General features: G+C 69.6%; 22 protein-coding genes. 3 read left to right on the top strand and 19 right to left on the bottom strand.

The genetic code is table 11. The features are described from left to right. Positions 1–43: 43 nt before the first annotated feature. From eccCa to ASF87_RS08700, 8 genes are all read right to left on the bottom strand, one after another. On the bottom strand, positions 44–4,018 hold the full coding sequence (gene eccCa / locus ASF87_RS08735; protein ID WP_056375525.1) for a type VII secretion protein EccCa: 3,975 nt from the start codon (positions 4,016–4,018) through the stop codon (positions 44–46). Continuing rightward, positions 4,015–5,259: an RDD family protein gene (locus ASF87_RS08730; protein WP_056375524.1), complete on the bottom strand. Its 1,245-nt coding sequence runs from the start codon at positions 5,257–5,259 to the stop codon at positions 4,015–4,017. The genes eccCa and ASF87_RS08730 overlap by 4 nt, the downstream gene beginning before the upstream one ends. Next, entirely contained in the window at positions 5,256–6,620 is a 1,365-nt protein-coding gene (locus ASF87_RS17710; protein WP_056375523.1) for a hypothetical protein, read from the bottom strand. The genes ASF87_RS08730 and ASF87_RS17710 overlap by 4 nt, the downstream gene beginning before the upstream one ends. A gap of 115 nt (positions 6,621–6,735) precedes the next feature. Further along, on the bottom strand, positions 6,736–8,196 hold the full coding sequence (locus tag ASF87_RS08720) for a WXG100 family type VII secretion target (protein WP_157550030.1): 1,461 nt from the start codon (positions 8,194–8,196) through the stop codon (positions 6,736–6,738). Next, positions 8,189–9,559: a S8 family peptidase gene (locus ASF87_RS08715; RefSeq protein WP_056375521.1), complete on the bottom strand. Its 1,371-nt coding sequence runs from the start codon at positions 9,557–9,559 to the stop codon at positions 8,189–8,191. Before ASF87_RS08715 ends, ASF87_RS08720 begins: the two co-directional genes overlap by 8 nt. After that, positions 9,559–9,984 carry a hypothetical protein gene (locus ASF87_RS08710; protein WP_056375520.1) on the bottom strand — a complete coding sequence of 142 codons (426 nt, stop codon included), beginning with the start codon at positions 9,982–9,984 and terminating at the stop codon, positions 9,559–9,561. The genes ASF87_RS08715 and ASF87_RS08710 overlap by 1 nt, the downstream gene beginning before the upstream one ends. A gap of 126 nt (positions 9,985–10,110) precedes the next feature. After that, positions 10,111–10,392, bottom strand: coding sequence for a WXG100 family type VII secretion target (locus tag ASF87_RS08705; RefSeq protein ID WP_079113895.1), 282 nt, complete (start codon positions 10,390–10,392; stop codon positions 10,111–10,113). Between the two features lie 41 nt (positions 10,393–10,433). Next, positions 10,434–10,748: a WXG100 family type VII secretion target gene (locus ASF87_RS08700; RefSeq protein WP_042542236.1), complete on the bottom strand. Its 315-nt coding sequence runs from the start codon at positions 10,746–10,748 to the stop codon at positions 10,434–10,436. A gap of 288 nt (positions 10,749–11,036) precedes the next feature. Here ASF87_RS08700 and eccD point away from each other — a divergent pair, with 288 nt between their 5' ends. Genes eccD through ASF87_RS08685 form a run of 3 tightly spaced genes read left to right on the top strand, consistent with a single transcriptional unit; the run spans position 11,037 to position 15,064 of the window. Beyond that, positions 11,037–12,368 (top strand): type VII secretion integral membrane protein EccD, encoded by a 1,332-nt coding sequence (eccD, locus tag ASF87_RS08695; RefSeq protein WP_056375519.1) that lies wholly within the window; start codon positions 11,037–11,039, stop codon positions 12,366–12,368. Positions 12,369–12,371: 3 nt separating this feature from the next. Continuing rightward, complete coding sequence (gene eccB / locus ASF87_RS08690; protein WP_056375518.1) at positions 12,372–13,724, top strand: type VII secretion protein EccB; 1,353 nt, start codon at positions 12,372–12,374, stop codon at positions 13,722–13,724. Next, a complete protein-coding gene (locus tag ASF87_RS08685; RefSeq protein WP_056375517.1) occupies positions 13,724–15,064 on the top strand; it encodes a S8 family serine peptidase in 1,341 nt (446 codons plus the stop codon). Before eccB ends, ASF87_RS08685 begins: the two co-directional genes overlap by 1 nt. A gap of 69 nt (positions 15,065–15,133) precedes the next feature. On the opposite strand, the gene ASF87_RS17705 is transcribed toward ASF87_RS08685, so the two are convergent. From ASF87_RS17705 to ASF87_RS08635, 11 genes are all read right to left on the bottom strand, one after another. Then, positions 15,134–15,304 carry a hypothetical protein gene (locus ASF87_RS17705; protein WP_157550029.1) on the bottom strand — a complete coding sequence of 57 codons (171 nt, stop codon included), beginning with the start codon at positions 15,302–15,304 and terminating at the stop codon, positions 15,134–15,136. Between the two features lie 351 nt (positions 15,305–15,655). Continuing rightward, positions 15,656–16,477 (bottom strand): hypothetical protein, encoded by an 822-nt coding sequence (locus ASF87_RS08680; protein ID WP_056375516.1) that lies wholly within the window; start codon positions 16,475–16,477, stop codon positions 15,656–15,658. Between the two features lie 66 nt (positions 16,478–16,543). Further along, positions 16,544–16,846, bottom strand: coding sequence for a hypothetical protein (locus ASF87_RS08675; protein ID WP_056375515.1), 303 nt, complete (start codon positions 16,844–16,846; stop codon positions 16,544–16,546). Between the two features lie 40 nt (positions 16,847–16,886). Then, a complete protein-coding gene (locus ASF87_RS08670; protein ID WP_056375514.1) occupies positions 16,887–17,522 on the bottom strand; it encodes a hypothetical protein in 636 nt (211 codons plus the stop codon). 43 nt (positions 17,523–17,565) lie between these two features. Continuing rightward, positions 17,566–17,856, bottom strand: a complete 291-nt coding sequence (locus ASF87_RS08665) for a WXG100 family type VII secretion target (protein ID WP_056375513.1) — start codon at positions 17,854–17,856, stop codon at positions 17,566–17,568. 85 nt (positions 17,857–17,941) lie between these two features. Continuing rightward, entirely contained in the window at positions 17,942–18,715 is a 774-nt protein-coding gene (locus tag ASF87_RS08660) for a hypothetical protein (RefSeq protein ID WP_056375512.1), read from the bottom strand. Next, positions 18,712–19,542 carry a PP2C family protein-serine/threonine phosphatase gene (locus ASF87_RS08655; protein ID WP_056375511.1) on the bottom strand — a complete coding sequence of 277 codons (831 nt, stop codon included), beginning with the start codon at positions 19,540–19,542 and terminating at the stop codon, positions 18,712–18,714. The genes ASF87_RS08660 and ASF87_RS08655 overlap by 4 nt, the downstream gene beginning before the upstream one ends. After that, a complete protein-coding gene (locus ASF87_RS08650; RefSeq protein WP_056375510.1) occupies positions 19,539–21,368 on the bottom strand; it encodes a DUF5684 domain-containing protein in 1,830 nt (609 codons plus the stop codon). The genes ASF87_RS08655 and ASF87_RS08650 overlap by 4 nt, the downstream gene beginning before the upstream one ends. Continuing rightward, a complete protein-coding gene (locus ASF87_RS08645; RefSeq protein ID WP_056375509.1) occupies positions 21,365–23,917 on the bottom strand; it encodes a transglutaminase domain-containing protein in 2,553 nt (850 codons plus the stop codon). The genes ASF87_RS08650 and ASF87_RS08645 overlap by 4 nt, the downstream gene beginning before the upstream one ends. Then, complete coding sequence (locus ASF87_RS08640) at positions 23,914–25,284, bottom strand: DUF58 domain-containing protein (RefSeq protein ID WP_042542225.1); 1,371 nt, start codon at positions 25,282–25,284, stop codon at positions 23,914–23,916. The genes ASF87_RS08645 and ASF87_RS08640 overlap by 4 nt, the downstream gene beginning before the upstream one ends. Next, entirely contained in the window at positions 25,281–26,246 is a 966-nt protein-coding gene (locus tag ASF87_RS08635; RefSeq protein ID WP_042542259.1) for an AAA family ATPase, read from the bottom strand. Before ASF87_RS08635 ends, ASF87_RS08640 begins: the two co-directional genes overlap by 4 nt. Positions 26,247–26,294 lie beyond the last annotated feature (48 nt).

Genomic DNA, 26,294 nt, shown 5'->3' with positions numbered 1-26,294 from the left:
GCGGCCAGTCGGCACACTCGCCCACTGACCGCGCCCAGCCAGATCACTGATAGCTCGGCGGCACCCACAGCAGCTGCGCTGCGACCAGGCCGCGGTCGCGGCTGACGATCTGGGCACGGCCGGGGATCGCCGGGATCGCCTTGACCTTGCCGATCAGCTGTCCCTCCTCGGGGTTTCCCGAGAGCAGGATGCCGGTGGCGCCCAGGTCGGTCATGCGCTGGATGATCGGATCGTAGGCGGCACGGCTCGCTCCACCGGTGCGACGCGTGAGGATCACGTGAAGACCGAGGTCTGCCGCCTGCGCGAGCAGCGGGGCGAGCACCGCGACCGGGTTGCCCTGCGACGTCGACACGAGGTCGTAGTCGTCGATGAGCACGAAGCCCTCTGCGCCCTTCCACCACGACCGTGAGCGCAGCTGGTCGGGCGTGACGTCGGAGCCGGGGATGCGGCTCTGGAAGAACTGGGCGAGCTCGCTCATCCCGCCCTCGGTCATCTCGTGCGAGGTGAGGTAGGCCCCGAGGTACTCCTGCGGGATCTCACCGAGCAGCGCGCGACGGTAGTCGACGACGAAGATCTTCGCCTCGGTCGGACCGTAGAGACGCGTGATCTCGTGCACGACGCCGCGGAGCATCGACGACTTGCCCGAGTCTGCGTCGCCGTAGAGATAGAGCAGCGGCTCTTCGAGCGGGTCGATCGAGAACGGCGCGAGGTTCGCCTCGTCGATGCCGAGCAGGATCTCTCGCGGCTCCGAGCCGTCCGCCGACGCGGCAGCGGCCACTGCCCGGAGGTCGGCGTGGCTGATGCGCGAGGGCAGCAGACGCAGCTTGGGCCCGGCGGGGCCATGCCACGCGGACGCCACGCGGGTGACGAGATCGTCGATGCCGCCGGCGAGCGAGGATGCGTCGTCGACGCCGTCGATGCGCGGCAGCGCCGTGAGCATCTGCAGGCCGTTCTCGTTGAGACCGCGACCAGGGATCGCCGTGACGTTCTCGGCGGCCTTGCGGTTGACCTCGGAGTCCGTCGGGTCGCCGAGACGCAATTCGATGCGGGTGCCGATGAGGTCCTTGATGTTGGCACGGACCTCCATCCAGCGCGACGCCGTGATGATGATGTGCACGCCGTAGGTGAGTCCCCGCGCGGCGATGGCATGGATCTGCGGCTCGAGCATCTCGAACTCTGCACGCAGGGTTCCCCAGCCGTCGACCATGAGGAAGATGTCACCGTATCCGTCATCGGCGAGCCCTTGGGCGCGGCGCTGCCGGTAGGTGTCGATCGAATCGATGCCGTTCTGGCGGAAATACACCTCGCGCGCGTTGAGCAGGCTGGTGACCTCGGCGACCGTGCGGCGCACGATGTCTGGCTCCGAGCGCGTGGCCACGCCGCTGATGTGCGTGAAACGTTGCAGTCCCGTGAAGCTGCCACCGCCGAAGTCGATGACGAAGAACTGCACCTCCTGCGGTGTGTGCGTGAGGGCGAGGGCGACCAGCGCGGTGCGGGCGAGGGTGCTCTTTCCGCTGAGCGGCGCACCGACGATCGCCATGTGACCGGCTGCGCCCCCGAGCGAGATCGCGAGGTTCTCGCGCCGCTGCTCGAGCGGCACGTCGACGATTCCGAGCGGCACCGTGAGCGCACCAGCACCTCTCCACCGCGGCGAGATGAGTCCGAGGGCCGGGTCTTCGACGAGATCACCGAACAGCTGATCGAGGGTGGCAGGGGTCTCGAGCGGCGGCAACCACACCTGGTGGGCCGCCGGCCCGCGTCCGCTCATCATCTCGACGGCGATCTCGAACGTGTTGCGCTTCTCTTCGGGCTCGGCGTCGACGACGACCTCGGGCTCCTCGACCGTCGTCTCGGCTCGCCAGACCGGCGCGGCGGTGAAGAGCTCGACCGCTGTCGAGCCCGTGCTCTGCGCAGAACCGGATGCCGCACGGCGCCGCCGCCGGGGCGGGGGCCCTGACACATAGGCCGCACGGAACTGCGTCATGGTCTCGGTGTCGGACTTCAGGATTCCGGCGCCGGGCTGCGTGGGCAGGTGATAGGCGTCGGGGACTCCGAGGACGGTGCGCGATTCCGCGGCGGAGAAGGTGCGCAGACCGATGCGATACGACAGGTGGGTGTCGAGTCCGCGGAGCTTGCCCTCTTCCAGACGCTGCGACGAGAGCAGCAGGTGCACCTGGAGCGAACGGCCGAGTCGGCCGATGTTCACGAAGGTGTCGACGAACTCGGGCTTCGCCGACAGCAGCTCCGAGAACTCGTCGGCGACGATGAGCAGCGCGGGAAGCGGGGCGAGGTCGGTGCGGCCGCCACGGCGGGCCTTCTCGTAGTCGGCGACGTTGGCGAAGGGTCCGGTCGCCCGGAGCAGTTCCTGACGCCGAACCATCTCGCCCTGCAGCGCATCCTGCATGCGGTCGACCAGCGAGATCTCCTCACCGAGGTTCGTGATGATCGCCGACACGTGCGGCATGTCGGCCATGCCTGCGAAGGTGGCCCCACCCTTGAAGTCGACGAGCACGAAGTTGAGCTGCTCGGGCGAGTGCGTCATCGCGAGCGCGAGGACGAGCGTGCGGAGGACCTCGGACTTTCCCGAACCGGTCGCACCGATGATGAGGCCGTGCGGGCCCATGCCCTGCTGAGCCGACTCTTTGATGTCGAGGATCAGCGGGCTGCCGTCTTCCGTCTGCCCGATGGGCACACGCAGCCGATCACGCTCGAGACGCGGCGACCAGGCCGCATCGAGATCGAGATCACGGACGTCGGGGAGGCCGAGCAGCTCGACGAGCTCGGCCTGATCGGTCGCGCTCTTCTTCTTCGTGATCGTCGTGCCGCCCGAGTAGAGGGCGATCAGTCGCCGGGCGGTCGCCTCGGCTTCGACGATGCTGATCGCGTCGGCCTCGAAGGGGCGAGCAGGCACCTGCAGGCTGACGAGCTCGGCTCGGCTGCCCTTGTCGCCCGGCGCGAACGCGATGCGCAGGGCGTTCGGGTCGTCGAGATCACCCCACCGGGAGGGGAGGTCGATCACGGTCACCCCCTGCACGCCGTCGCCGCTCACGAGCACGTCGTTGAACGAGGTGGTGACGCCATCCGTCAGGATCACGATGTGCGGCACCTTGGCGCCGGAGCCGTCGCGGGCGAACCGCGGCCGCTCGCGCACCTCGGCGGGGAGCATGTCCTCGAGCTCTGACAGCTGAGAGCCGATCATGCGTGCGGCGCCGAGACCGTCCCTGACCGTGCGCGAATGCGTGTGCGGCATCCACTTGGCCCATTCCCACTGCGGCAGGACAGCCGCGTCTGCCGCGATCACGATCTGCACCGCGTCGGGGTCGTGCATGGTCGCGAGGTGCAGCAGCATGGCGCGCGCGAGGCCGCGGGATTCGGTCTCGTCTCCCGTGATCTCGACACGGGCGTAGTCGCGCAGCGTGATGCCGAGCGAGAGGTTCTTCTGGATCTCGTGCGTCAGCATGAAGCGATGCGCAGCCGAGGCGGCGACCGGGTCGAGCTGCGCGAGCGGAGGCAGCTCCGGCGCCTCGAGCGAGATGCACAGCGGCTGATCGCTCGTGCCGACGCGCACGGAGAGGAAATCGGGGTCGTTCGCGCCGCGCTCCCACACCCTCGTGCGCTCTTCGGCGATGTACGGCAGGGCCGACGGCGCAGGAAGGTGCCAGTTCGCGGCGCGGCGCTGCTGCCGCGCCGCGACCCGCACTGTCTGGCGCAGCTCGGTCAGGTACGCGAGGTACTCGCGACGCTCGCCGAGGGTCGCGGCCTGACGCTGCGATCGCTGACGCCAGCCGTTCACCGCGACGAACCCGAGCGACGACAGCAGGAACATGCCGCCGGTGAGCAGACCCGTCACCGACTGGTTCGACATCGTGACCATGACGATCGCACCCACGCTGCCCAGCATCGGCAGCAGGGATCCGAGGATCCCCATGCCGCCGTCATTGGGCTGGAGCTCAGGAGGCGCCTGAACGGGGAGCTTTCCGGAGGGGACGCGGGGCGGCGCGAGACGGGGTCCTGTCATGCTCTCTCTCCGGCGCTGCTGTCAGTGGCCAGCAGGAGGCTGATGGTGAAGCTGCGGTTGCCGATCCTGACGCGATCCGCGTCGTCGAGCAGGACGCGCTCACCGGCGACGAGCTCGGTCGTCTGCCCGTCGTCGGATCGGATGTCGGAGCCGTTGGTGGATCCGAAATCGGTGACCCAGGTGCGGCCGCGCGAGTGCTCGAGGCGCAGGTGCGTCTTCGACACCGAAGAGTCGGGGTCGGTCACGATCACGAGTCGGTCGTCGTGCACACTCGCCACAGGTCCGCGTCCGAGGTTCGCCGCGAGCGGCAGCCCGAGCTGCACGCGCTGCCCGGTGTCGAAGATCAGGAGCAGCGCTCCGGACTCGGATGCCTGGGCGGCGGGATCGGACTGCTGTGCTGCGGCCGGTGCGACGGTGAAGAGCGGCCTGTCGTCGCCCTGCGCCACGGGTGCGGGCGTCTCGGTGCGGTGCGAGGCCGCGCGAGATTCGGTCGGCTCGGAGTCCTCGTCGATGACGGACGGGTGTGCGCCCAGAGGCACGACCTGCGGAGGCGTCAGAGGGGCGGCGGCCTCGGCGACGGAGACCTTCTGCTGCGCGTCCGCGGCGGCACGAGGCGGGACCGAGACCACGACGGTGCCGGCGACGCGATCGGCCCAGGACTGACGGCGACCACCGCGATCCCACGCGCTCGACGCGACGACGACCCAGCTGCCGACCGCCACCAGGAGACCGGCGCCGGTGATGATCGCGCGAACGAACTGGCGCCCGACGCCCGGCGAGTAGGGCCGGTCGCCGCGGGCGGCGCGCAGACGCAGCACGGCGTTGCCGAGGGTGAGTCCGGTGCGCGCTTCGAGCACGCAGAGGAAGATCGCGAGCTCGGCGGCCGTGAGCCCTGCGAGCAGCATGCTGCGGGTGGTGATGAGCACGATCGCCGCGCTGAGGATCACTGCCGCGGCATCGAGTGTGAAGGCGGCGATCCGCGCTCCGGTCCCCGCCGGCGCGCCGACGAAAGCCGGGCCGAGCCCGTCAGAGGGGCGTCTCGTCCTGGCGCGTGTCGAGACGATCGGCGTCGGTGCGGGAGGCGTGGATCCCGACCGAAGCGGTGCGCCGTCGACTCCGGGCGGAGCCGCGATCAACGCCGGCGGCAGCGCGGGGATCTCACCAGGCTGGCCGGGCCCCGGATGCACGGGTGGCATGGTGCCACCGCCCGGCCAGGGCTGTGGTTCGCCGTTCCCGATCATCCCGCCATCATTCCACGAAGGAGGGACAGCGCATTCGCGTAGAGGAGCGCCGCGGGGAGGGCGAGCGCGACGGCGAGCCATTCGAAGGCGTCTCCGAAGCGCGACCAGACGAGCGAGCTCGCGCCGCGCGAGATGGGGATGATGACCGCGACCGCGGTGAGACCGACAGCGAACAGCACAAGGGCACCGAGCACCTGGAAGCCGTCGCCCATCGCGGCGGATGCCTGCAGACCGGCGACCAGGAACACCACGGCGGCGGCCGCACGGGGAAGCCACCGGAGGATGCGCGAGGTCGTGTGCCGGGGTGTCAGCAGCAGCGCGAGGCCGACGCAGACGAGAAGTGCGATGCCTCCGGAGATCACGAAGGGGTCGTCCGGCCACGGGCGCAGGAACGCGAGGGGGGTCATCAGCGCGGCGACGATGCTGAGCACGGCGGTTCCGGCGATGAGTCGTGCCGAGGAATCGTCGACGACGGCGATGATGCGCTCGGGTCGCAGGAGACCGACGGACTCGGGGATGGCTCCGCGGACCGTCCAGCGACTGGTCATGAAGTGCTTGTAGTCGATGAAGTACCCCTCAGGGAGGTTCACCAGGCTGCTCGGCAGAGCGCGCAGTCCGAGCGGCACGAGTCCGAGCGAGATGGCGGCGGCCTCGGCAGGTCCCCAGCGCAGCAGCAACGCGAGCCCCCAGACCGCGGCGAGGGCGACGAGGAGCACGGTCGCGGTTCCGGCGGCCGCCCGCATCGGACGCGCTCGGGCAGAGACGGCGATGACCGCCGTGGTGATTCCGGCGGCGAGAAGACCTGCGGCGGCGGAGAGGTGCGCGCTCGCGTCGAGTTCCGCCGGGATCAGGAGAGCACCCGCGGCGAACGAGAGGAGGACCGGGGCGAGGACCCCGAGGATGCCGCGCACCCCTGCCGCCGAATCCCGGCGCGACCATGCGACCGCTCCGCTGACGGCACCGACCACGAGGAAGAGACCGATCAGGAGTCTGAGCAGCGGATCTCCGGCCCCCTGTGCGAAGACGGCGACGAGCAGCAGCCCGCTGACCGCGAGCATCCACCATCGAGCACCGTGGTCTGCGCGCGACGCCCGTTCGTTCGTCACCGCAGGTCGGGCCTGCGGCGCCAGCGCCGTGCGGTCGATGAGCGCATAGAGACCGCCATCGACGAGGTCTTCGCACTCGGTGTCCCCGGGGATCTCGAACCCGCCGGGACCGATCGTCACGAATCGATCCGCCGTGGACAGTCCGCTGAGGATGAGTGCGTCGTCGAGGGTCTCGTCGAACGGAAGCGAGAGATCGAATCGACGATCCTCGCTCTGAAGAACGATCCGACGCCGCTCTACCGTTTCGACTGACATACCTGAACCCTATCGACCGTGTGCGGCTCTCGCCGCGGCCCATCCGACCACTGATCACCCAGATGCCGAGGGCGTGCACGGCATCCGCCGCCCACGCTCTCCGCCGCCCCGTGGATCAGTCTGTGTGCTCGTCACGGGAGCCGGCCTGCGCGCTCTTCGCACGCGGACCACGCTCCTCTTCATCTTCGAGCTTGGGGGCGATCGGGCCTCCGAGTCCGGAGCGCTTCGCCTTGTCTTCCTCATCGGCTCCGCCGGCGCCCATCATGCCCATGCCGGGGCGACCACTGGCCGCACCGGACGAACCGGCACCGGCCGAGCCCGACGCAGAACCGGGGCCGCCCGCGCCACCCACACCACCGACGCCACCGCGAGCAGTGCCGCCCGCGGCCGTTCCGCCGGCAGCGCCGGACGCGGAGTTGCCGAGGAGCCCGCCGCCGGACTTGAGCCCTGCGCCGGATGCCGAGCCGCCGATTCCTCCCATGCTGCCGACACTGGCGATCTTCGAGCTGGCGGCGATCGCCGCCGCTCCCGCACCCCCTCCGACGATGCCACCCAGGCCGCCACCGCCACCGGGCAGGAACGCCCCAGGAAGCGAACCGCCCGGGGACGCACCAGAACCAGGTCCGCCGGCCCCACCGGGGTAACCGCCACCACCCGTGCCGATGGGCGCCCCGGGGAGCACCCCGCCGCCGGGGTGATCGACCGAAGGGTCGCCGTCTCCGCTGCCCGAGCCGTCGGGGTCGACGCCTTCCACCCCACCGGGATAGGTCGGCTCCCAGCCGCCGGGATACGTCGGCTCGCCACCGCCGGGGTATGTCGGCTCCCAGCCGCCGGGATACGTCGGCTCCCAGCCGCCGGGGTTGAGGCCGCCGCTCCCACCCCCGCCGCCGGGATGCGACGGGAACGTCGGCGTCGAGGGCTGCTGCCCGCCGCCGCCGGCCCCGGGACCCGAAGGCGACGACCCTCCTCCGGGATAGCTGATCTGCGGACCATCGATGCCCGTCCCTGGGTTGACCGGCTTCTCAGGCGGGGTGGGTACTGCGACGCGCGGATCGAAATCCGCCAACGTCGAGGATGCCTTTGTGAGCGACTTCGCCGACGGCGAGAGGTCCCGCTCGATCTGCTCGACGATCTTCTTCGCTTCCTCCTCACGCTGGTTGCCGAGGAACCCGCCGATCACATCGAGGGCCTTGTCGGCGGCGAGCGGGCCGAGCACCGGATGCACGACGACCGATCCCACCTTGGCCGCGTTCGCCCAGAACGGATCGACGGTGGCTGACGGGAGCTCCGCGGCCGCGGCGTTGCGGCGGTAGGTGTTCGCGTGTTCGATCGTGTCGGTGAGATGCCCCACGTACGTCTCGATCATCCGGAAGTTCTGCTGCAGCCGAGCCAGCGCGCTCCGCGCAGCCTCTGCCGAGCTTCCCTCCCACGCCGCCGACTCGAGCACAGTGCCCAATGCGCGGTCCAGCGTCGTGAGTGCCGTCCGCAACGACGCCGCCTTCGGAATCCGCCAGTCCTCGAGCCCCCGGATCCGTTCGAGCTCGGTCTCGTAGGGCCCTGCCCCTTGATTACTCACGATGGTCTCCCCCTTGTTGTGTCGTCTGTCGCCGAGACGATCTCGTCAGGACCACGGCGAGCACCACGCCGCCGATGACGAGAATCGCGATCACGACTCCCCCGCCGACCAGGAACGGCATCGCGTCGACGCCCTCCGACGACGCCCCGCCGGCCGGGTCGCTCGTCGGCTGCGAGGTGGCTTCCGCCTCGAGCGACCGGGCTTCCTCGTCCACGGTGGCCTGATTGGGAAGAGCGTCCTCGTTCTCCGCGTCGAAGAGCGGATTCACATCCGGATACTTGGTCGGGTCGACCGCGAGCATCCCCGTGAGCGAGATCGCTCCGTACCCACCGCTGTTGTCCCACTTCGGCTCGTGTTCGCCCTTGGTGCCCGTGTTGTGGATCAGGCTCTGGATGAGCTGATTCGAGGTGGCATCCGGATATTTCTGCTTCACCACAGCCAGGAAGCCCGCGGCGATCGGGGCAGCGAACGACGTGCCGGACCGCAACTGCTGTGCGTCCCAGGATTCAGCGGTCCCCTGCGCGATGACGTCGAGTCCGGGCGATGCGATGATCACGTCGTCGCTCAGATTGGGCGACGGCTCTGCGAGCGCCGGGTCGTACGTCGAGTACTGGATCTGCCCGTCAGGACCGAACGCCTGAACCGCGATCACCCCGTTGTAGCTCGACGGCCAGTCGCCCACTCCGCCGACGTTCGGGAGAGAGCCGAGCACGACCACACCGGCCGCGTGCGCCTTGGCCACCGCATACGACGCGTCGACGAGACCCCCCAGAGAGACGGAGATGATGTCGGCGCCGTCATCCACCGCATCCGAGATCGCCTGAGCCAGGCCCGACGCGAGGTTCCTCTCTTCCCGGGTGTCGCCGTCGCCGATCAACTCGCCGTTCTCCTGGAGGCACGTGGAATCGACGTCGTTGCCCTGGGGCGCCGTCGACGTGACCATCGAGTTGTAATAGAGCACCTTCGCTCCGGGCGCCACGCCCTTGATGGGCGTCCCACCGACGGCTTCACCCGTGCCCAGGATCATCGATGCGACATTCGTGCCATGGTTCGCAGCGATGTAATCGGACGACACCGCGTCGTACCTCTCACCGGAGGCATCGAAGCAGTACGACTCCTCGCGCACCTCGAGGTCAGCCCCTCGGAGGCCCGGCGCGTCAGGATTCACCTGCGTGTCGACCACAGCGATCGTGACTCCGGACCCGTCGAAACCCGCATCGATCGCCGCCTGCACCTTGCCTCGAGTGAAATACCAGAGCCCGCCTTCCGACGCGTCTGTGGCGGCGGCAGCCGGGACCGCGACCACGATGCTCAGCGCGACCACGCCGATCACTGCAGCGATCGACCGCCGCACTCGGGTCATCAGTAGTCCATCTCCTCAGGCTCCTCGGCGGCGGCATCCGTCTGCCCGCCGACCGGCGTCTGCTGCCCGACCGGCGTCTGCTGCCCGGCCGGCGTCTGCTGGCCTGCCGGCGTCTGCTGGCCGGCGGAGTCGAGCAGGGTCAGGATCAGTTTCGCCTCATCCGCGAGCGCGGCATCCTGCTCTGCGATCTCCGTGACCGCCTGTCGGATCGCCTGGTTGGCGTCGTTGAGGGCGGCGATCGAGTTCTCCGTGACGGCACCCATGCCCTGGGCGACCTGAGTGACGGCTACCCGGAACTCGGCGGTGGCCTGCGATGACCCGCCCTCAGACACGGCCACCTCGGATGCGGCAGGGAACTGCTGCATGTCGCGCTCGATGCGTTTCAGCTCGGCGAAGATCTGCTCGAAGTCGAATGCGATGGCCATCGACAACCCCTCCCTGTTGACTACGGCGATTCCCGTGACATCTGCTGCGCCCTCCGACTCGATCGCCGAACAGCACAGCAGACGGCGCGGGCCCGGCGCATCTCTGCGTCGGGCCCGCGCCGGAGATCAGGCTCCGAAGCGCCCGGCGGCCGACTTGTCGGTCTGGACGTACTGGCCCGAGATCTCCTCGGTCTTGCCCGCGATCTGCGTGAGAAGCTGCTGCATCTCACTCAGCGAACGGTTCCACTTGGCCTGAGCCTGGTCGTAGGCCTGCTGCGCGGAACCATCCCACGCCGCACGCAGCTTGCCGACCTCGGACTCGAGACGGTCGAGCTCTGAACGGATACCCTGCGACCCGCTGCGGATCTGCGCTGCCAGAGCGTTGACCTGCTCCGGGCGAACTGACATCGACTGCATCATGTTCTCCTTGAAATCTCTGTGGTCGTCGCTCAGGAACCCATCATCGAGCCGAGGCCCGAGATGGTCTGCTGGTGAGCTTCTTCGGTTGCGGCCTGGTCGCGCTCGGTGCCTGCGAGGGCATCCTCGAGCGTCACGAGGACCTCGTTCAGCTGACGAGCCTGCTCGTCCCAGCGGGACATCAGCGTCGTGAACGATGCGGCAGCCGCACCCGTCCAGAAGCCGCGCAGCTGCTCGATCTCGCTGCGGACCTTCTTGGTCTGCTGGTCGATCCCGGACTTGGTCTCCCGCACCGCCTGGGCTCCGCGGCGCAGAGCCCCTTCTTCTGCGGAGATGACATCAGCCATAACTCACTCCCTCCGGTCCTCACGGACACACGTGCGGGGGAGCGCATCCCTGTGTTGGGACGACTTCGAAACAACCCCCCACGATTCGTTTCAGGAGCCAGGCTAGATCACATCGGCGGGATGCGCCATAACACCAGCTGTATCCGCACAGCATTCGTGCGGTCGATGGAGAAATCGTCCCGCCTCGCGACTACGCGTTGCCGCACGCCTCAACTAGGGTGAAAGGCGGAATGCGCAGCCACGGGTCTCCTCCCGCTCGGTTGCACACCATGGAGGGGGCATCGTTCCATGACTCAGAGCGCAACGGCAGGCACCGTGCTGCGGCTTTCCGTCGTCAGCGACGACCGCCGGCTTGATGTCGGCGTGCCATCGCAGATCCCGCTCGTCGAGATCATCCCCGGCTTCGCTCGGAGTCTCGGCGTGCTCGACCCGACGCTCACCCATGGCGGCTACTCGCTGCAGCGAGCCGACGGCACACCCCTCGACCCCGCACGCGGAGCCGCAGCGCAGGGCGTGCACGACGGGGAGCTGCTGACGCTCGTGCGGGGCGGCCTGATGCAGGAGCCGCGTGTATACGACGACGTCGTCGAAGCGGTGATCGACGCCACGGCCGAGCAGCACGGCTCCTGGACGCCGACAGACAGTTCGCGCACCGCGCTCTTCGTCAGCCTCACCTTCCTCGCCCTCTGCGCGCTCCTGCTCGTCGCGACCCCGCCCACCTCCCTTCTGCCCGCGATCATCGCGGCGTCGGGGGCGATCGTGCTCAGCGTCGCGGCCGCCGTGCTCATGCGCCTCCGTCAGCCCGAAGCCGGGCACGCGCTCGGACTCACCGCCGCGGCCTACGGCGGACTCGCGGGCTACCTCGCCGTTCCGGTGCAGAGCATCTGGGGCTGGCCGCTCGCCGCGATGGGACTGGGCCTCGTCATCGTCGGCGGCCTCGGCCTCGCCGTGACCCAGGAGAAGCCCGAGATCCATCTCGTGCCCATCGCACTCGGCGCCTCGATCGGCATCACCGCGACCACGGCCGCGATCTTCGGCGACGCACTCGCGCCCTACGCGATCATGCTCGCGACCACCGCGCTGCTCGCGAACGGCATCCCGTGGCTCGCGCTCAGCTCCACGCGCATCCGGGTCATCTCGCCGCAGAGCGATGCCGACATGTTCGCGGCGCCGGAGCCGATCGACGCGGACGAGGTCAAGCGTCGCGCAGCGGCAGGGACGCGCACCCTGATCGCACTCCGTGCAGCGCTGGGCCTCGCGGCCCTGACGGCGACGCCGTTGGTCGCTGCGAGCGGCGTCTTCGGCGCCCTGCTGTGCGTGCTCGCGTTCGTCGGGATGATGTTCCAGTCTCGGCAGATCTACGCCCGCCTCGGCGTGCTCGTGCTGATGGCGATCGGCGCGATCGGGCTCGCGGTCACCGGTGTCACGGTGGCACTGGCCCTGCCCGACGTCCGCACCTGGATGCTCCTCATCCTCGTCGTCGCCACCGTGATCCTGGTCGGGCTCACGCTGCTGACGCCGAAGGCGCGTCTGCGGCTCACGAGGCTCGGCGACACGGTCGAGGTCATCGCCCTCGCGCTGCTGCTGCCGCTCGGCGTCACGACGGCCGGGCTCGTCTGACCCATGGCGACCAAGAAGGATCTGATCGAGGCCCAGGGCTTCAGCAGGCGACGACTGCTCTCGGCGTTCACCGGTGGAGCCCCCGGGGGCAAGGAGCTCGACCCCGCGAAGCCGCTGCGCGCGGTCGTCGCCGGAGTCGCGCTCACGATCGGCGTCATCCTCGTCGGGGTGTTCTGGGGGATCATGCAGCCTGGACTCCCGGGCGACTGGCAGAACAACCGTCTGATCGTCGCCACCGACACCGGGGCGCGCTACGTCTCGGTCGAGGGAACGCTGTACCCGGTGATCAACACGGCGAGCGCACGACTGCTGATCCCTGCCGGCGAGTTCAAGGTCGTGCGCACGGATCAGGCCGCACTCGACGGCATCCCGGTCGGCCCCTCGATCGGCATCCTCGGCGCACCGGACGACCTGCCGGCCCCGAGCGCCCTGATCAACTCGTCGTGGACGGCCTGCATCGACGACACCGCGGGTGCGTCTGTCTCGCTGTCGAGCACGCCGATCGCCGAGATCTCCACCGGGACCGGCGCCGTCGTCCAGCGCGGCGACGAGCTGTTCGTGATCGCCGACGGTCTCCGATACGCCGTTCCGTCGGACGATGCCAACGCCGTGCTCCGCGCCGTCGGACTCGGCACCGCCGACATCCTCGAGGTCGACGGGCGTTGGCTCAACCTCTTCGAGTCGGGCGAGGATCTCGAGCCGATCAGTCTCAACGCGATGGGAGCTTCGGTTCCCGGCACCGATCTGACGGCGGGGACGATCGTGCACACGCAGGGCAGCCCCGAGGAGGAGCGCTATGTGGCGCTCGCGACCGGCGAGATCGCTCGCCTCAGCCCGCTCGCCTACCAGCTCTACCTTCTCGGCAGCGGGCAGGAGGCCGGCGCCGAGCAGGAGGTGTCTCCCGCGGAGATCGCAGACGTGGAGACACGTCCGTTCATCGGCGGTGAGGACTGGCCGACTCTCCCGCTGACGACGCTCGCGGCGGGCGAGACGCCGTGCGCGATGGTCACCGACGATGCTCGCACCGTGCTCGGAGCGACCACGACCGAGCTGCCGGAAGACCGCTCCGGCGTCGACGTCTCGGTCGGCGGCGGAGCCCTCGTCGAAGTGAGTGGAGCGTCTGACGACGCGGCGGCCCTGGCCGTGCTCATCGACGAATCAGGCACCGCGTTCGCGATCCCCGGTGCCGCCGCGGAGCAGAGCGCGGAGGACGCAGCGAGCGGCCCCATCGCTCAGCTCGGCTACTCCCCCGACGACGTCGGGCGTGTGTCAGACGCGTGGATCGAGTTCTTCGCCGCCGGCCCTGCGCTGACCTCCGAAGCCGCCAGAGAGTCGCCCGGCTCAGGGACGAAGTGATGCGTCGACGCAGAACCGCCCTTCCCGCCCTCCTGGTGGGCGCGATCGCACTCGGCGCCGTCTTGACGAGCGCGCCGGCATCGGCGGCCACACTCGGCTCGACCGTGGCTGCAGCCACTGCCGGAGAGGCCTGCACCCCGGGCACCAGGGTGTTCACACCCGAGGCCCCGCCGGCCCTCGCTCTGCTCGGCGCCGAAGACGCCAACCGCGTCGCCACAGGCAGAGGAGTCGTCGTCGCCGTCGTCGACTCGGGCATCGATGCGGGAAATCCGCATCTCGCCGGAGTCGTGATCGGCGGTGTGGATCTCGTCGGCGACGGCGAGCGCGCCGATGGTCTGAGTGACACCACCGGGCACGGCACCGCGATCGCCGGCCAGATCGCGGCACAGCCGGTCGACGGTTCCGGGGTCGTCGGGCTCGCGCCGGACGCCCGTCTGCTCTCGGTGCGGGTGTTCCGCAGCAACCAGCAGCAGGACAAGGACAAGGGCTTCGGACCGACGTCGCAGCGCATCGCGGACGGCATCCACTGGGCGGCCGACAACGGCGCCGACATCATCAACGTCTCGATCTCGCAGGAGACCGACTCCCCCGACCTCCGTGCGGCGGTGGAGCATGCGTCAGCCGTCGGAGCCCTGGTCGTGGCGAGCGGCGGCAACAGGGCATCGGACCCCGATGCGAAAGACGGCGCTCGCTACCCCGCAGGGTATGAGCAGGTGCTCGGAGTCAGCGCCGCCGACGCCAGCGGCCGCGCGAACGATGCATCGATCCACGGCCCGCAGGTCGGCGTGACGGCTCCCGGAATGAATGTGCTGAGCGCGGCGCTGGGCGGTGGAGACTGCATCTTCGCCGCCGACGCCCCCGCATCGAGTTTCGCGACCGGATACGCCAGCGCGGCCGCGGCTCTGGTGGCCGAAGCGCACCCCGAGGATCCACCGGCCGGATGGGCGTACCGGCTCACCGCCACGGCCCTGCGAGACGACGCCGACAACCGTGACGACGTCAACGGATGGGGATTCATCCAGCCGTTCGCGGCCATCGAGCTGCTCCCGGACGAGACGACCCGAGGGCCGGTGAGCCCCTACTTCGACACCAGCGAGAGCGCGGCGCGCCCGCCTGCCGCCGCCGTGAATCCCGACCACGGCGCATCGCCGTTCCTGCTCACCCGTGAGGCCGCGCTCTTCACGACCATCGGCGGAGCGACCCTGCTCGGTGTGCTCGGCATCCTCATCGTGCTGCGCCGCCGCAGAGAGCAGCCTGCCGTGGATCCGTTGGAGATCGAACGTGAGGGCGGGCTGCTCAACGTGCCCGGGCCGGGCAGCGGTAAAGAGGCGTGGGACTGACGCGGGCTGCTCGCACCCTCAGTCGAACACCACGCTGTCGTAGCCGCGCTCAACGATATCGAACACGACTCAGTCGAACACGGCGGCGACAACGCCGGACTCGTCGCGCTGCACCGTCGCGTCGACATCGACGGTGACCTCCTGTGGGCCACTCGTCCGTGTGAAGCTCACAGTGAGCGGAGCCCCCGCTCGCACCTCGTCTCCTGCGACGAGCTCCAGCGGTTCCTCCTGACGCCACACGACGGAGTTCCCATCGACCGCACCCTCGAACGCAGGGTCGTCGTCGTCACTGTGATGTCGCGAGGTTCGGATTCGCCGTCGAGACGATACTCGACCGAGACGGACGCCTCGGACGACGACCCCGTCACCGCAGTGACCCGAGCCTCGACGGGCCGCACGGCCGCGGAGTAGACGTCGTCGTCCAGCGCTGCCGGGCTCACGACAGAGGGGTCGCCGAGAAGGGCGCCCGCTCCGACGGCGTCACCGTCGATGAGCCGATCGAAGAACTCGGTGACGACCTGCGCCCCCGGATCGCCCTGCGACGCTCCGAACGAGCACCCGGTGGCCGCGAGCGAGAGGACGCCCCATCGCTCAGGACAGCCGGGCGACGGGCCACTTGCCGAAGTCGGTGCCCGCCGTGTTCGACGCGCTCGCGCGGAAGCTCTCGAGGTTGCTGTTGGAGGCCATGCCGAACTCGAAGATCAGGGAGACGATGTTCTGGACTGCCTCCAGAACCCGCGCGATGCAGTCCGCGATCGGCTCGGCCATGTCGAGCCACTTGATCGGGTTCGCGGAGATGAACTTCGATGCGAGCGGGATCGCGTCGATCACGAACGAGACGACCTCCTCATAGAGGTCCCACCACAGCCGGATGATGTTGTCGGAATGCTCGCGAAGGTACGTCCGCATGTTCTCGACGTGCGGGACGAGTCCCTCGAGTGCGGCGCGCTGACCCGCCGGCACGTTCGCGTAGTAGCGCCCCATGCCGTCCTGCCAGCTGGCCGTCGCATAGAACTTGTCGTCGCCCAGGCTGCCGACGACGCCCGTGAGCACCGTGTTGATGTTGTCCCACTCGTTCGCCATCATCTTCAGCGCGAAGGGGTTGCCGGGGCTGAGCAGCTGCGCGACCTCTTCTGCGATATCGGCCGCCCCTTCTGCGGCCTGCTCGAGCATCGCCTGCACGGCTGGCTGATCGGCGATGAGTCGCTCGATGTCTTTGGCTCCGAAGTAGAAGCCGGCGATCGGGAACAGTGCCGTTATCAGGCCCTGCCCGAGGCGTTCCCACCCCGACGGCCAGTCGATGTCCCTGACCTTCGCCTGGCACTCGTCGATCTTCGTCTCGACCTCGCCGATCTTCGGCGTGATCTCCTCGACTCCTGCGTCGAAGTCGGCCTGACTGGTTGGAATCCCCACTGCTACATACCCTCCGTCGAGTACCGATGACCTTTGATGCTCCGCCGCACGGGGCCCACTCCCCGGTCACCCACCGCTGGCGTCCTGGTCGGCCGTCTCGATGTTCGTCGCGGTGCCTCGAAGTGCCTCCGCGATCCTCGCGGTCTCCGCCACACCGCCCTCGAGAAGGGTCCGCAGACGCTCCAGCACATCGTTGTACGCCGTCGTGGCCCCCAGTCCGTGAGTGATGCCGTCGAAGGACATGAACGGCAGCGTCGCGCCTTCCGACATCATCGTGACGGCGCGACTGAACTCGCCCGAGACGTTGTCCCAGCGCGTGGCGTCCAGTCGAAGATCGCCGACGACTGCATCGGTATCCAGGTCTGTCATCGCTTGCCCCTCATTCTGCAGATCGGATCTGTCACGGCAGTCACGACCTGCGTGCTGCGGCCTTGAGCGCTCGGAGGCGCTTGAACTCGGTCACGGCGGGGAACCTCTGCCGCATGTCCTGCTCGATCTCGGCACCGGTGCGGATCGCCTGAGCGACCAGCGGCCGCGCGGTCTCGGCGATGTCGCGCCCGACCGCGAAGCGCAGCCAGGTCGAGTCGAACGCGACGTCGCCGAGCGAGCCCCCGACGGCGGTGACCGTCACGTTGCCGTCCGCACTGGTCAGCGGTCGATGCTGACGCAGGGACTCGTCGAACGTCGCGACGTAGTCGGCCTGTTCCCGTGTGACCTCGATCAGGAGCTCGGCGGGGATGTCGGGAACCGACGAGACCGGAGCACCGGGCGTTTCCGCACCGCCGGTTCGCTCCGCGTCGAGGCGCGCACGCTCCCGCTCATCATCGAGTCGCGCACGCTCTGCGCGGCTGTACGCGGTGAACACCGCGCCCGCGAGCGACTCGGGATCGATCCTCGACCGCCAGTCGTCGACGATCGTGAGCTCGTTCAGGTCGCCGTCGTCGTGCAGCGTGACGGTGACCGTCTCAGTGTCATCGACTCCGGCGTGGGAATCGTCTGCGTCTCCCGCACTCTCAGTCGTCGAAGCGTAGGGATTCCAGGACATGGCATGACTCCAAATGATCGTGACGTGCGGGAAGCCGAGGGCCTCAGGACCAGAGGGCCTCGTTCTTGCGCCTCGCGTCCTGGAAGATCTCCTGGGCGCGCACGGTCGTGTGCCGGTGCTCGGCGAGCAGTTCGTTGAGCGCCGTCAGCTTGGCCGTCCATTCGCGCTGGGCGCGGTCGTAGGCGTCGGAGGCCTCACCGGTCCATCGACCGCGCAACGTGGAGACCTCTTGATCGAGAGTCTCGAGAAGCTGGGTGAAGTGCTGCACCGCATCCCGCAGCTGGTCGATCAGCTGGTCCATGCCGGCCTGCGTGACCATGATCCGCTCTGACATTCGAGATCCCCCCTCAAAGACTCACTGCGACACTACGACATGGGCAAGCATCGTGCCAAGCACGAGTCTTCCCCGACGCCGTCGCTCAGGCGAAGACGACGAAGCCCAGCGCCACCAGTCCGGCGGCCGAGACGACACAGGCCGCTGCGAACGCGAGGAGGGTGGTCACGCTCCAGCGCAGTCCCTGCTTCGTGACCGAAGGCAGCTCCGGGTCCACCGCGCGGGTGGGCGCGGCGGCGCCGATCACCACGGGCGGCGCGGAAGGGCCCAGTGGCGCGGGACGCGGTCGGTAGATCGCCGGCTCCGGAGCATCGGTCGGCGCCTCGAACGAGACGGCTGCGGCACTGGGATCGGTGACCGGATCGGTGACGGGGGCGGGATCCACGACGGCGTCGCCCTGTTCGGGCCGTTCCGATCGCTTCCTGCGCACACGGCGCGGAGTCCGGGAGACGAGCACGGTCGGCTCATCGGGGAGCTCCTGCTCCCGTTCCCCGTCGCGAGCACCGTCCGGCACATCGGACCTCGAATCGGACCTCGACGGGCTCCGGTCGACGACGACGGTCGCCTCCTCGAGAGGATCGACCGGTTCCCCGAGAGCATCGGCTGGTTCCCCGAGAGCATCGGCTGGTTCGTCGACGGCGATCGGATGGCGGTCGACGACGACGGTCGCCTCATCGACGTCGCCCGGCGCTTCAGAATCGTCGGCCGCGGTGGAATCGTGGGTCTCCGCTGCGCCGTCCGCGACAGCCGCCTCCGATTCGCTCGGCGCTGCTGGCGAACCGACGACCACCCCGCCCCGGCGCCGATCGCGACGGGTGAGCATGACGGTCTCGCCGACCTCGGACTCGTCGTCGGTCATCTGGCGCGGACCGGGATCGTCGTGCCCTCGAGGCTCGAGTCGGTGAGAGAGGCGGATGCGGCCTCGCGACCGGCCGTGCTGTCGTCCGGACGCGTGCGCGCTCCTCCCGAGACCACGTCGATCACGACGACCGACACGTTGTCGCGACCGCCCGCCTTGAGCGCCCGGCTCACGAGAGCCGCAGCGGCCGACTCGGGTCTCCCGTTCATGGTCAGGGTGGCTCGGATCGCTTCGTCGCTCACCTCGCCGCTGAGGCCGTCTGAGCAGAGCAGCAGCCGCTCACCGTCGACCACCGGCAGCAGCCAGCTGTCGGCCGTGCTGTCCGGCGCCCCGATCGCCCTGGTGATGACGTTGCGCTGCGAGAACGACGAGAGATCCTCTGCGCGGAGCTCACCGGCATCCACCAACTCCTGCCCCAGCGAATGATCGATCGTCAGCTGGGTCAGCTCGTTGGCGTGGTGCCGGTAGACGCGAGAGTCGCCGACGTTGAAGACGAGCCAGTGCGGTGCGCCTTCGTGGTCGACGAGTGCGACACCCGTCACGGTGGTGCCCGCCCCGCGCTTGTGCTCGGCGGAGATGTCGTCGACGACGGCCGAGGCTCGGCTCAGCGCGTCGCCGATGTCGGCGACCTCGATCACCGACCCGCGAAGAGGCTCGAACGCATCGACCACCGCAGCGCTCGCTCGGTCGCCGGCCTCATGCCCGCCCATGCCGTCTGCGACGAGGAAGACCGGGGAGGCCACGAGCAAGGAGTCCTCGTTCGCGGCGCGTTTGAGTCCCGTGTCGGTCAAGGACGCGACGTTCAGCACCACCGACGAGACCGTCACGAGTCGCGCTCCGCCATCACGTGCATTCCCACTTCGCCGAGGATGAATCGGCCGTTGCCGGTGACGCTCTCGCCCGGATCGAGCAGCGTCTCGGTGCCGTTCTCCTCGACCACGACGACGCCGTTCGTGGCGTGTAGATCGGTGAGGCGCCACTCGTCGTCGTGCACGACGAGGCGAGCGTGCGTCTTCGACAGCGTGCGGGTGGTGTCGGAGATCGCGAGCCGCTGCTCGCCCGGCTCGCCGATCGGGTTGCGTCCGATCACGACGCTCGCGCCCGACAACGAGAACTTGCGTCCGTCGTCGAGCACCAGCGAGCGACGCACACCGCGCCTGCGGGCGACGACGACCGTCGCGTCGAGGTCGTCGACGACGACGTCGTCCGTCGGGCGCGGGGTGACGACCGTCTTGTCGACATCCGCCGCGATCCCACCCGACGGCATCCCCTGAGACTGCGGGGCAGGCACGGCAGGCGCATCAGCGGCGGGCGCGGGCGGCGCCCCTGCGATCGGGACGTCTGCGGCGGCCGGGACGTCTGCGGCGGAGTACGGAACCGGACGGATCGTCGGCATCTGCGGTTGTTCGGCCGAGTGCCCGCCGTCGCGGAACGACGGCGGCGCGGGTCGGACCGCGCGCTGCGGTTCTCCGACGGGCTGCGAAGAAGGCGCGTGCTCTCCCGACGTCTCGAACGGGGCCGCAGGCGAGGATGCGGGCGTGGATGCGGGCGCGGGCGGCGCCGGCGGCTGCACCGCGATGTCGCCAGGGGCGGGTGCAGGAGACGCAGGGGGCTGCGGCGTGCCCGCGGCACCGGGGTCGCCGCCCATTGCTGCCATGATCCCGGTCGTCGGGTGCGGATCGGCAGGAGTCGCAGGCGCAGGGGGCTGCGGTGCAGGTGCTGCTACAGGCGCAGGAGCAGGAGGCTGCGGAGCAGGAGGCTGCTGCCCGCGGGCAGGAGCGGGCGGCTGCTGCTCATAGGCAGGAGCGGGAGGCTGCTGCCCGTAAGCAGGAGCGGGCGGCTGGGGCGGCGCGAACGACGCAGCGGGCGCACCGGCAGCCGGGGGCTGCCCGGCGACGGGAACGGGTGGCGCTCCAGGAGCGGGCGCAGCCCCGGGAACGGGCGCAGCCCCGGGAACAGGCGCCGCCCCGGGAACCGGCGGGGGCCCGACCGGCGACTGCGGTCTCTGCGGCGGTGCTCCCCACGCAGAGGGAGCGACGGAGTCGGCATCCGAGGGTGCGTCGGGCGCGACGGCGCCGGCGTGCGCGTCAGACGGCGCGTTCGCACGGGTCGGCGCGGCGTAGTCGGGGAACACGAGCGCGGGGGCATCCGGCTGACTCGGAGTGTGCGGAGCCAGCGACGGGATCGTGTACCCCGACGCATCCCTGGCGGGCGCGGCAGCGGGCTGCGCGTTGCGGCGAGGACCAGGCTGCAGCGCGGCCAGTCGTTCGCCCTCGGGGTGCGGCGGGGTGCCCCAGGCGAGGATGGTCGCCCAGACCGGAGGCAGCAGGATGGCGAGCACCGTCATTCCGGCGCCCCTGCCGAACCTCCGATTGATGCGGTGGGTCGCGACGACCTTGAGGTAGATGCCGTACAGCTGCACGATCGGGATGAAGTAGAAGACCACCGACCACGCAGGAACTCCGCCTCGCGCCAGGATCTCGGCCTCGTTGAGGACGGGCACCCAGCCCTTCCACCCCTCGCCGTCGATGCGCGGGAACAGACGCGACAGCGCCAAGGCGTACCAGACGTAGACGGCGAGGCCGACGAGCACGCCGACACCGCCCACGATGGCGAGCATCGTCACGTAGCCGCTATCCACGGGCGCGATCATGAGTTCCCCTTCTTCCGGTCGCCGAACGACCCGGTCAATCCGAGCGTAGCGAGAGCGGGCCTGGCTCCGGCGTAACCTCCACCGCTCGCAGCCCGCATGCGTCCGATGAACGACGTCGGCCGCACACGCCTGACGATGCGGTGCCACCACTTGCCGGATGCTGCCAGCTCAGCCCGCTCGGCATCCACGATCGCCCAGGCGGCGCTCGCATCGTCGTTCGTCGGAGGATGCTCGGCGAAGACCGCGCGATCGACGAGCACCGCCAGGCGGTCAGCAGCCTCGCGGTCGGTCGACAGCGCGCGCTGGGTTCGGGTGCCCTCGGCGTCCATCGCCACGTCGTGATCGGCGTACACGTCGACCAGCTCCTCCCAGGCTCCGGCCAGCCGCACCTCGGGGTCTTCCGCCGTGCGGCGGGTTCGGGCGCGCTGCCTCTTGGCGAACAACAGCACCAGGAACGGCAGAGCGAGCAGCGCGAGAGCGAGCAGGCTGAGTCCCACGGCCCTGAGGATCGGCAGCAGGAAGGCGAGCACCTCCGACTGCGGCGCCTCGAGCGGGGGTGCGTCGTTGTTCGAATCGCTCTGCGCCTGAGGCGGGTCGAGCGCCTCCGACCGCGGCTGCTCGGGCACGGTCGGGTGCTCCGGCAGCTGCTCGCCCTCGGTGATCGAGCTCGGCAGCATCGCATACTGCGGCGTCGTGTCGACCGGCATCCACTCTCCACCGGACCCCCTGACCTCGACCCAGGCGCTCATGTTCGCGCCGGTGCAGGTGTCGGTGCAGGCCGGAATGCCGGGAACCTCTTCTGCCGCCGCGAGCCGTGCCCCGATCACGACTCGGGACTCGAGACCCCAGTGCTCGGCGAGCAGTGCAGCCGCCACGGAGAACTGCTCGTCGTCGCCGACGGCGGACACGAGCAGCTCGGGTGCGGCGTCAGACCCCGCCCTTCGCTCCTGCTCGACCATGTCGGTGAACAGCTCCTCGATGCGGGCGGCGGAGTGCCCCGCATAGCTCGGCGCGAACGCGTATCCCTCGGACTCCTCGAGCGACGCGATCCACCCCGTCGCGGCGTCGTCGTCGATGAGCGCATGGCTGAGGTAGCCGCGCGAACGCAGACGATCGATGATCTCGAGGTATCCGGCTCCCGTGCGAGGCTGCTCCTGCATCTCGGCCCACTCGGTGAGCGCGGGATACAGGTCTGTGTCGAGGTTCGAGGCGGAGCCCTGAAGCGCAGCGACCTCGCCGGGGGCACCGGGGGCGTCCACGAGCACGGTGTAGCGGTCACCGGGGACGAGCCCTTCTCCGCCGCCTGGCGCCTCTGCCACGGTGATCGCGGTGTCGCCGCCGGAGTTCACATGGAAGCCGTCGGCGAGCGCATCCGCCCGCGAGCCGGTGAAGTCGGGCGCCTCGGCGAGACCCGCGGGCGACGGCACCCAGATGCCGCGGTACGCGTCGCCGATCGTGATCTCGAGCGACATACGACCGGCGCCCGGCATCGCAGTGCGGGGCAATCTGCTGAACCGGTCCTCGGGTGCGATGTGGAAGTCCTCGCCGTCGTACGAGTCGAGGGTGACGAGCCTGAGGCGCTCGATCGCACCGGGGTCGCCCTCCATCTGCACGACAGTGTCGTCGAGAGTGCTGCCGGCGAACCACGAGCGGTAGGCGCTGAGCGGGCTCGCCTGCTGCTGCACGACGACCATGGGCTCGACCTCGTCGCGCAGAACCGAGCGGTCGCTCCACCCGGCCGCTGCGGGTGCGACCGCGAACCCGGCGACCAGGGCGACCACGGCGAGCCCCGCCGACAGCAGATGACGCCGGATGGTCAGCCACACAGGCGTCGCCCGACGCGAGATGTTCGCCGCGGCGACGGTGCGCAGCGCCTGCGCACGCTGCAGCCGGGAGCGACCGACCAGCCAGACGAGAGAGATCACGAAGAGCGCGACGCCGATCAGCCATTCCCGCGGCGCCGGAAGCGCCACGCCCAGCACAGAGACGGAAGCCGTCGTGCCGCTCACCCCGAAGGCGATGCCGAAGACGCTCATCGCGGTCACGACGGGAACCGCGATCGTGGCGCGACGACCGCCCTCGAGCACGAGCAGGGTCGCGATGAACGTGCCGAACAGCATCACGACGAGGAACGGGATCAACACCGCCTGATACTCGCCGAGCGGCGGGTTCAGCGTCAGCATCTGCTTCCACCCGAGTGCGATCCCGAGCACGGCATCCCGGAGTCCGCCGAGGAAAGCAGGGATCGACGAGAGTGCCGACGGGATCGCGAGCGGAACCGAAACGACCAGATAGGTGCCGGCCGCCGCGAGAGAACCGATCAGCATGCCCCACCGGAGCACCCGCGTCAGCACGGCGACGGCCATGCCGAGCAGTCCGCCGATCAGGCCGACCGCCAGAGCGCGCGGGGCTTCGTAGACCGGCCACGCGGCCGCCGTCGCGAGGCCGACGCCGACCAGCACGTATCCGAGAGCCCAGACCGTCAGGGCCGAGAGAGCGAACGAGCGTCGCGACCCTGCGACCCAGCGCTGGGGGCCTGCCGCGCTCATCGCAGCGCTCCCCGAGCCAGCATCTGCGGAAGATCGCCCAGCGCGCCCAGGGTCATCACCGCGAGCTCGCGTGCCGTGCGCATCGTGGGCTGCTCGCCCAGCTCGCTGCGCACCGCGACCGCCTCGACCGCCGCCGGCAGCTTGACCGCGGCATGACGCAGTCGCTCGAGCGGCATGCGCGAGCCCGTCATCAGGAACCCGATCGACAGGTCGGGGTAGGACTGCGCGGTGAGTGCGGCGACCGCCTCGAGGCGCATCACGCGGTCGGCAGGGTCGATGGTCGACGTCGCGTCGAGCAGCGCCTTGGGCGTGACAGTGGGAAGTGTGCGGATCGACAGCACCTCGGCACGGCTGTGCTCGGGGATCTCGTTGCTCACCGAGAAGAGCACGTCGCGGCCGTCACGCACACCCTGCAGCGCGAGGGATGCGGCAGCGCTGACCGTGTTCTCGAACTCGTCGTCGCTCTCGTACGACTCGGTGTCGAGGTCGAGGATGATCGCGATGCGGGCATGACGCGACTCCTCGTACTGGCGCACCATGAGCTTTCCGGTCTTCGCGGTCGACTTCCAGTGCACGTGCCGCTGCGAGTCACCCACCACGTATTCGCGCACCGCGTGGAACGACAGGTCGGCATCGACCAGCGTCGAGCTCGGCGTTCCCTCGAGATCGCGGATCAGACCCGCGCTCGTGCTGGGCAGAGGAACCGTGACAGGGTGCACATGGATGCGCTGGACGTCGGGCCACCGCAGCTCGCGTCGGAGGATGCCGATCGGGTCACCCCGGGTGATGGTCATGGGTCCGACGTCGATGACTCCGCGGCGGTGCGCGGCGATCGTGAGCTGCTCGCGGTGATGGGCGGCGGGGCGCAGCAGTGGAACGTGTGCTTCGACGAGCCCCTCCCCCACGGGTACGTCGACGATACCCGGCAGCGAGAGACGCTCGCTGTTGTTGCGCACATCGAGCGTCGCGCCGATCTCGGCACCCGCGACCACGCGATCGCGGTCGAGCGTCAACTCGATGCGGTAGTCGTGGGTCCCCAGGATGAAGGGGACGCACGCGATCAGCAGCACCAGCGCGATCGCCGCCACCGCCCATGCCTCGACCCACCCGAAGAGCAGTCCGGCGGCGATGCAGAGCACGAGCGCCACGACGACCAGCATCCCGGCCGACGTGACCGTCTCGCGCACCCACGCGACAGCCGTGCGGGCCGCGCGACGCGTCGTGCGAGCGGCGCGACGGACACCGAAGACGGCGCCGCGGACGGGCCCTCGTCGTGTGCGGTCGTATCGCGTGACCGTCGACGTACGCGTCGACGTGCTGGTGCCCGCCGTGGTGCGCGTCAGACGGGACTCGGTGCTGAAACTCACGCAGTGCCGTTCTCGCGCGGCGGTTCGACGTCGAGCAGGATCTGCCCCACCACGGCGACCGCGGTGACGCCGTCGAATTCGGCCTCCGGTTCGAGCACGAGGCGGTGGGCGAGTGCCACGACCGCGAGCTCTCGGACGTCATCGGGGGTGGCGAACGTGCGGCCGTTCTTCGCCGCCCACGTCATCACGAGGCGCGAGAGCGCGATCGCACCTCGCACACTGGCGCCGAGACGCACCTCGGAGGCGCGACGCGTCGCATCGACGATGCGCATGATGTAGTCGGACACCAGCGGATTCACGTACACGCCGCGCGTCATCTCGGCCATCGTGAGGATGGTGTCGGTGCCGACGATGCCGTCGAGCACATGCTTCGGCTGTGCGGCGCCCTGGAGGATGCGCATGGTCGCGGCCTCGTCGGGGTAGCCGATCGACGTCTTGATCATGAAGCGGTCGAGCTGCGCCTCGGGCAGGCGGTAGGTGCCGCCCTGCTCGATCGGGTTCTGCGTCGCCATGACGAGGAAGGGCGAAGGAACAGGACGCGTGACGCCGTCGACCGTGACCGTGCCCTCTTCCATGACCTCCAGCAGCGCCGACTGCGTCTTCGGGCTCGCGCGGTTGATCTCGTCTGCGAGCACGATGTTCGCGAAGACGGGGCCGGCATGGAACTCGAACGCCCCTTCCTTCTGGTCGTAGACGGTGATGCCTGTCACATCGCCCGGAAGCAGGTCGGGGGTGAACTGGATGCGCGTGCTCGTGCCCGTGACGGTCTGGGCGATGGCTCGGGCGAGGGCCGTCTTGCCGGTGCCGGGGAAGTCCTCGAGCAGCACATGCCCGCCGCTGACGGCCGCGGCGAGCGCCAGCTCGATGACATGCCGCTTGCCGAGGATCGCCTGTTCGACATTGGCGGCGAGGATCGAGAACGTCTCCGCGAACCAGGAGGCCTGTTCGGGAGCGATGGTCACGGGAGCAACGGAGGGAGCAGGCATAGGGCAACCGTATTCGTCTCGGGC

The sequence above is a fragment of the Microbacterium sp. Leaf161 genome, assembly GCF_001423645.1.
In the GTDB taxonomy this organism is placed as follows: Bacteria; Actinomycetota; Actinomycetes; order Actinomycetales; family Microbacteriaceae; genus Microbacterium; species Microbacterium forte.
The sequence above is the reverse complement of the archived record's forward strand: the minus strand, read 5'-3'. Positions and strand labels throughout refer to the sequence as shown.

Bases quoted from the DNA above. Each gene is read 5' to 3' on its own strand.
- ASF87_RS08715 (WP_056375521.1), bottom strand. From the start codon at position 9,559: ATGACCCGAGTGCGGCGGTCGATCGCTGCAGTGATCGGCGTGGTCGCG.
- ASF87_RS08675 (WP_056375515.1), bottom strand. From the start codon at position 16,846: ATGACAGACCTGGATACCGATGCAGTCGTCGGCGATCTTCGACTGGAC.
- ASF87_RS08705 (WP_079113895.1), bottom strand. From the start codon at position 10,392: ATGTCAGTTCGCCCGGAGCAGGTCAACGCTCTGGCAGCGCAGATCCGC.
- eccCa (WP_056375525.1), bottom strand. From the start codon at position 4,018: ATGACAGGACCCCGTCTCGCGCCGCCCCGCGTCCCCTCCGGAAAGCTC.
- ASF87_RS08660 (WP_056375512.1), bottom strand. From the start codon at position 18,715: ATGACCGACGACGAGTCCGAGGTCGGCGAGACCGTCATGCTCACCCGT.
- ASF87_RS08650 (WP_056375510.1), bottom strand. From the start codon at position 21,368: ATGATCGCGCCCGTGGATAGCGGCTACGTGACGATGCTCGCCATCGTG.
- ASF87_RS08730 (WP_056375524.1), bottom strand. From the start codon at position 5,259: ATGATCGGGAACGGCGAACCACAGCCCTGGCCGGGCGGTGGCACCATG.
- eccD (WP_056375519.1), top strand. From the start codon at position 11,037: ATGACTCAGAGCGCAACGGCAGGCACCGTGCTGCGGCTTTCCGTCGTC.
- ASF87_RS08700 (WP_042542236.1), bottom strand. From the start codon at position 10,748: ATGGCTGATGTCATCTCCGCAGAAGAAGGGGCTCTGCGCCGCGGAGCC.
- ASF87_RS17710 (WP_056375523.1), bottom strand. From the start codon at position 6,620: ATGTCAGTCGAAACGGTAGAGCGGCGTCGGATCGTTCTTCAGAGCGAG.
- eccB (WP_056375518.1), top strand. From the start codon at position 12,372: ATGGCGACCAAGAAGGATCTGATCGAGGCCCAGGGCTTCAGCAGGCGA.
- ASF87_RS08645 (WP_056375509.1), bottom strand. From the start codon at position 23,917: ATGAGCGCGGCAGGCCCCCAGCGCTGGGTCGCAGGGTCGCGACGCTCG.
- ASF87_RS08665 (WP_056375513.1), bottom strand. From the start codon at position 17,856: ATGTCAGAGCGGATCATGGTCACGCAGGCCGGCATGGACCAGCTGATC.
- ASF87_RS08710 (WP_056375520.1), bottom strand. From the start codon at position 9,984: ATGGCCATCGCATTCGACTTCGAGCAGATCTTCGCCGAGCTGAAACGC.
- ASF87_RS08670 (WP_056375514.1), bottom strand. From the start codon at position 17,522: ATGTCCTGGAATCCCTACGCTTCGACGACTGAGAGTGCGGGAGACGCA.
- ASF87_RS08685 (WP_056375517.1), top strand. From the start codon at position 13,724: ATGCGTCGACGCAGAACCGCCCTTCCCGCCCTCCTGGTGGGCGCGATC.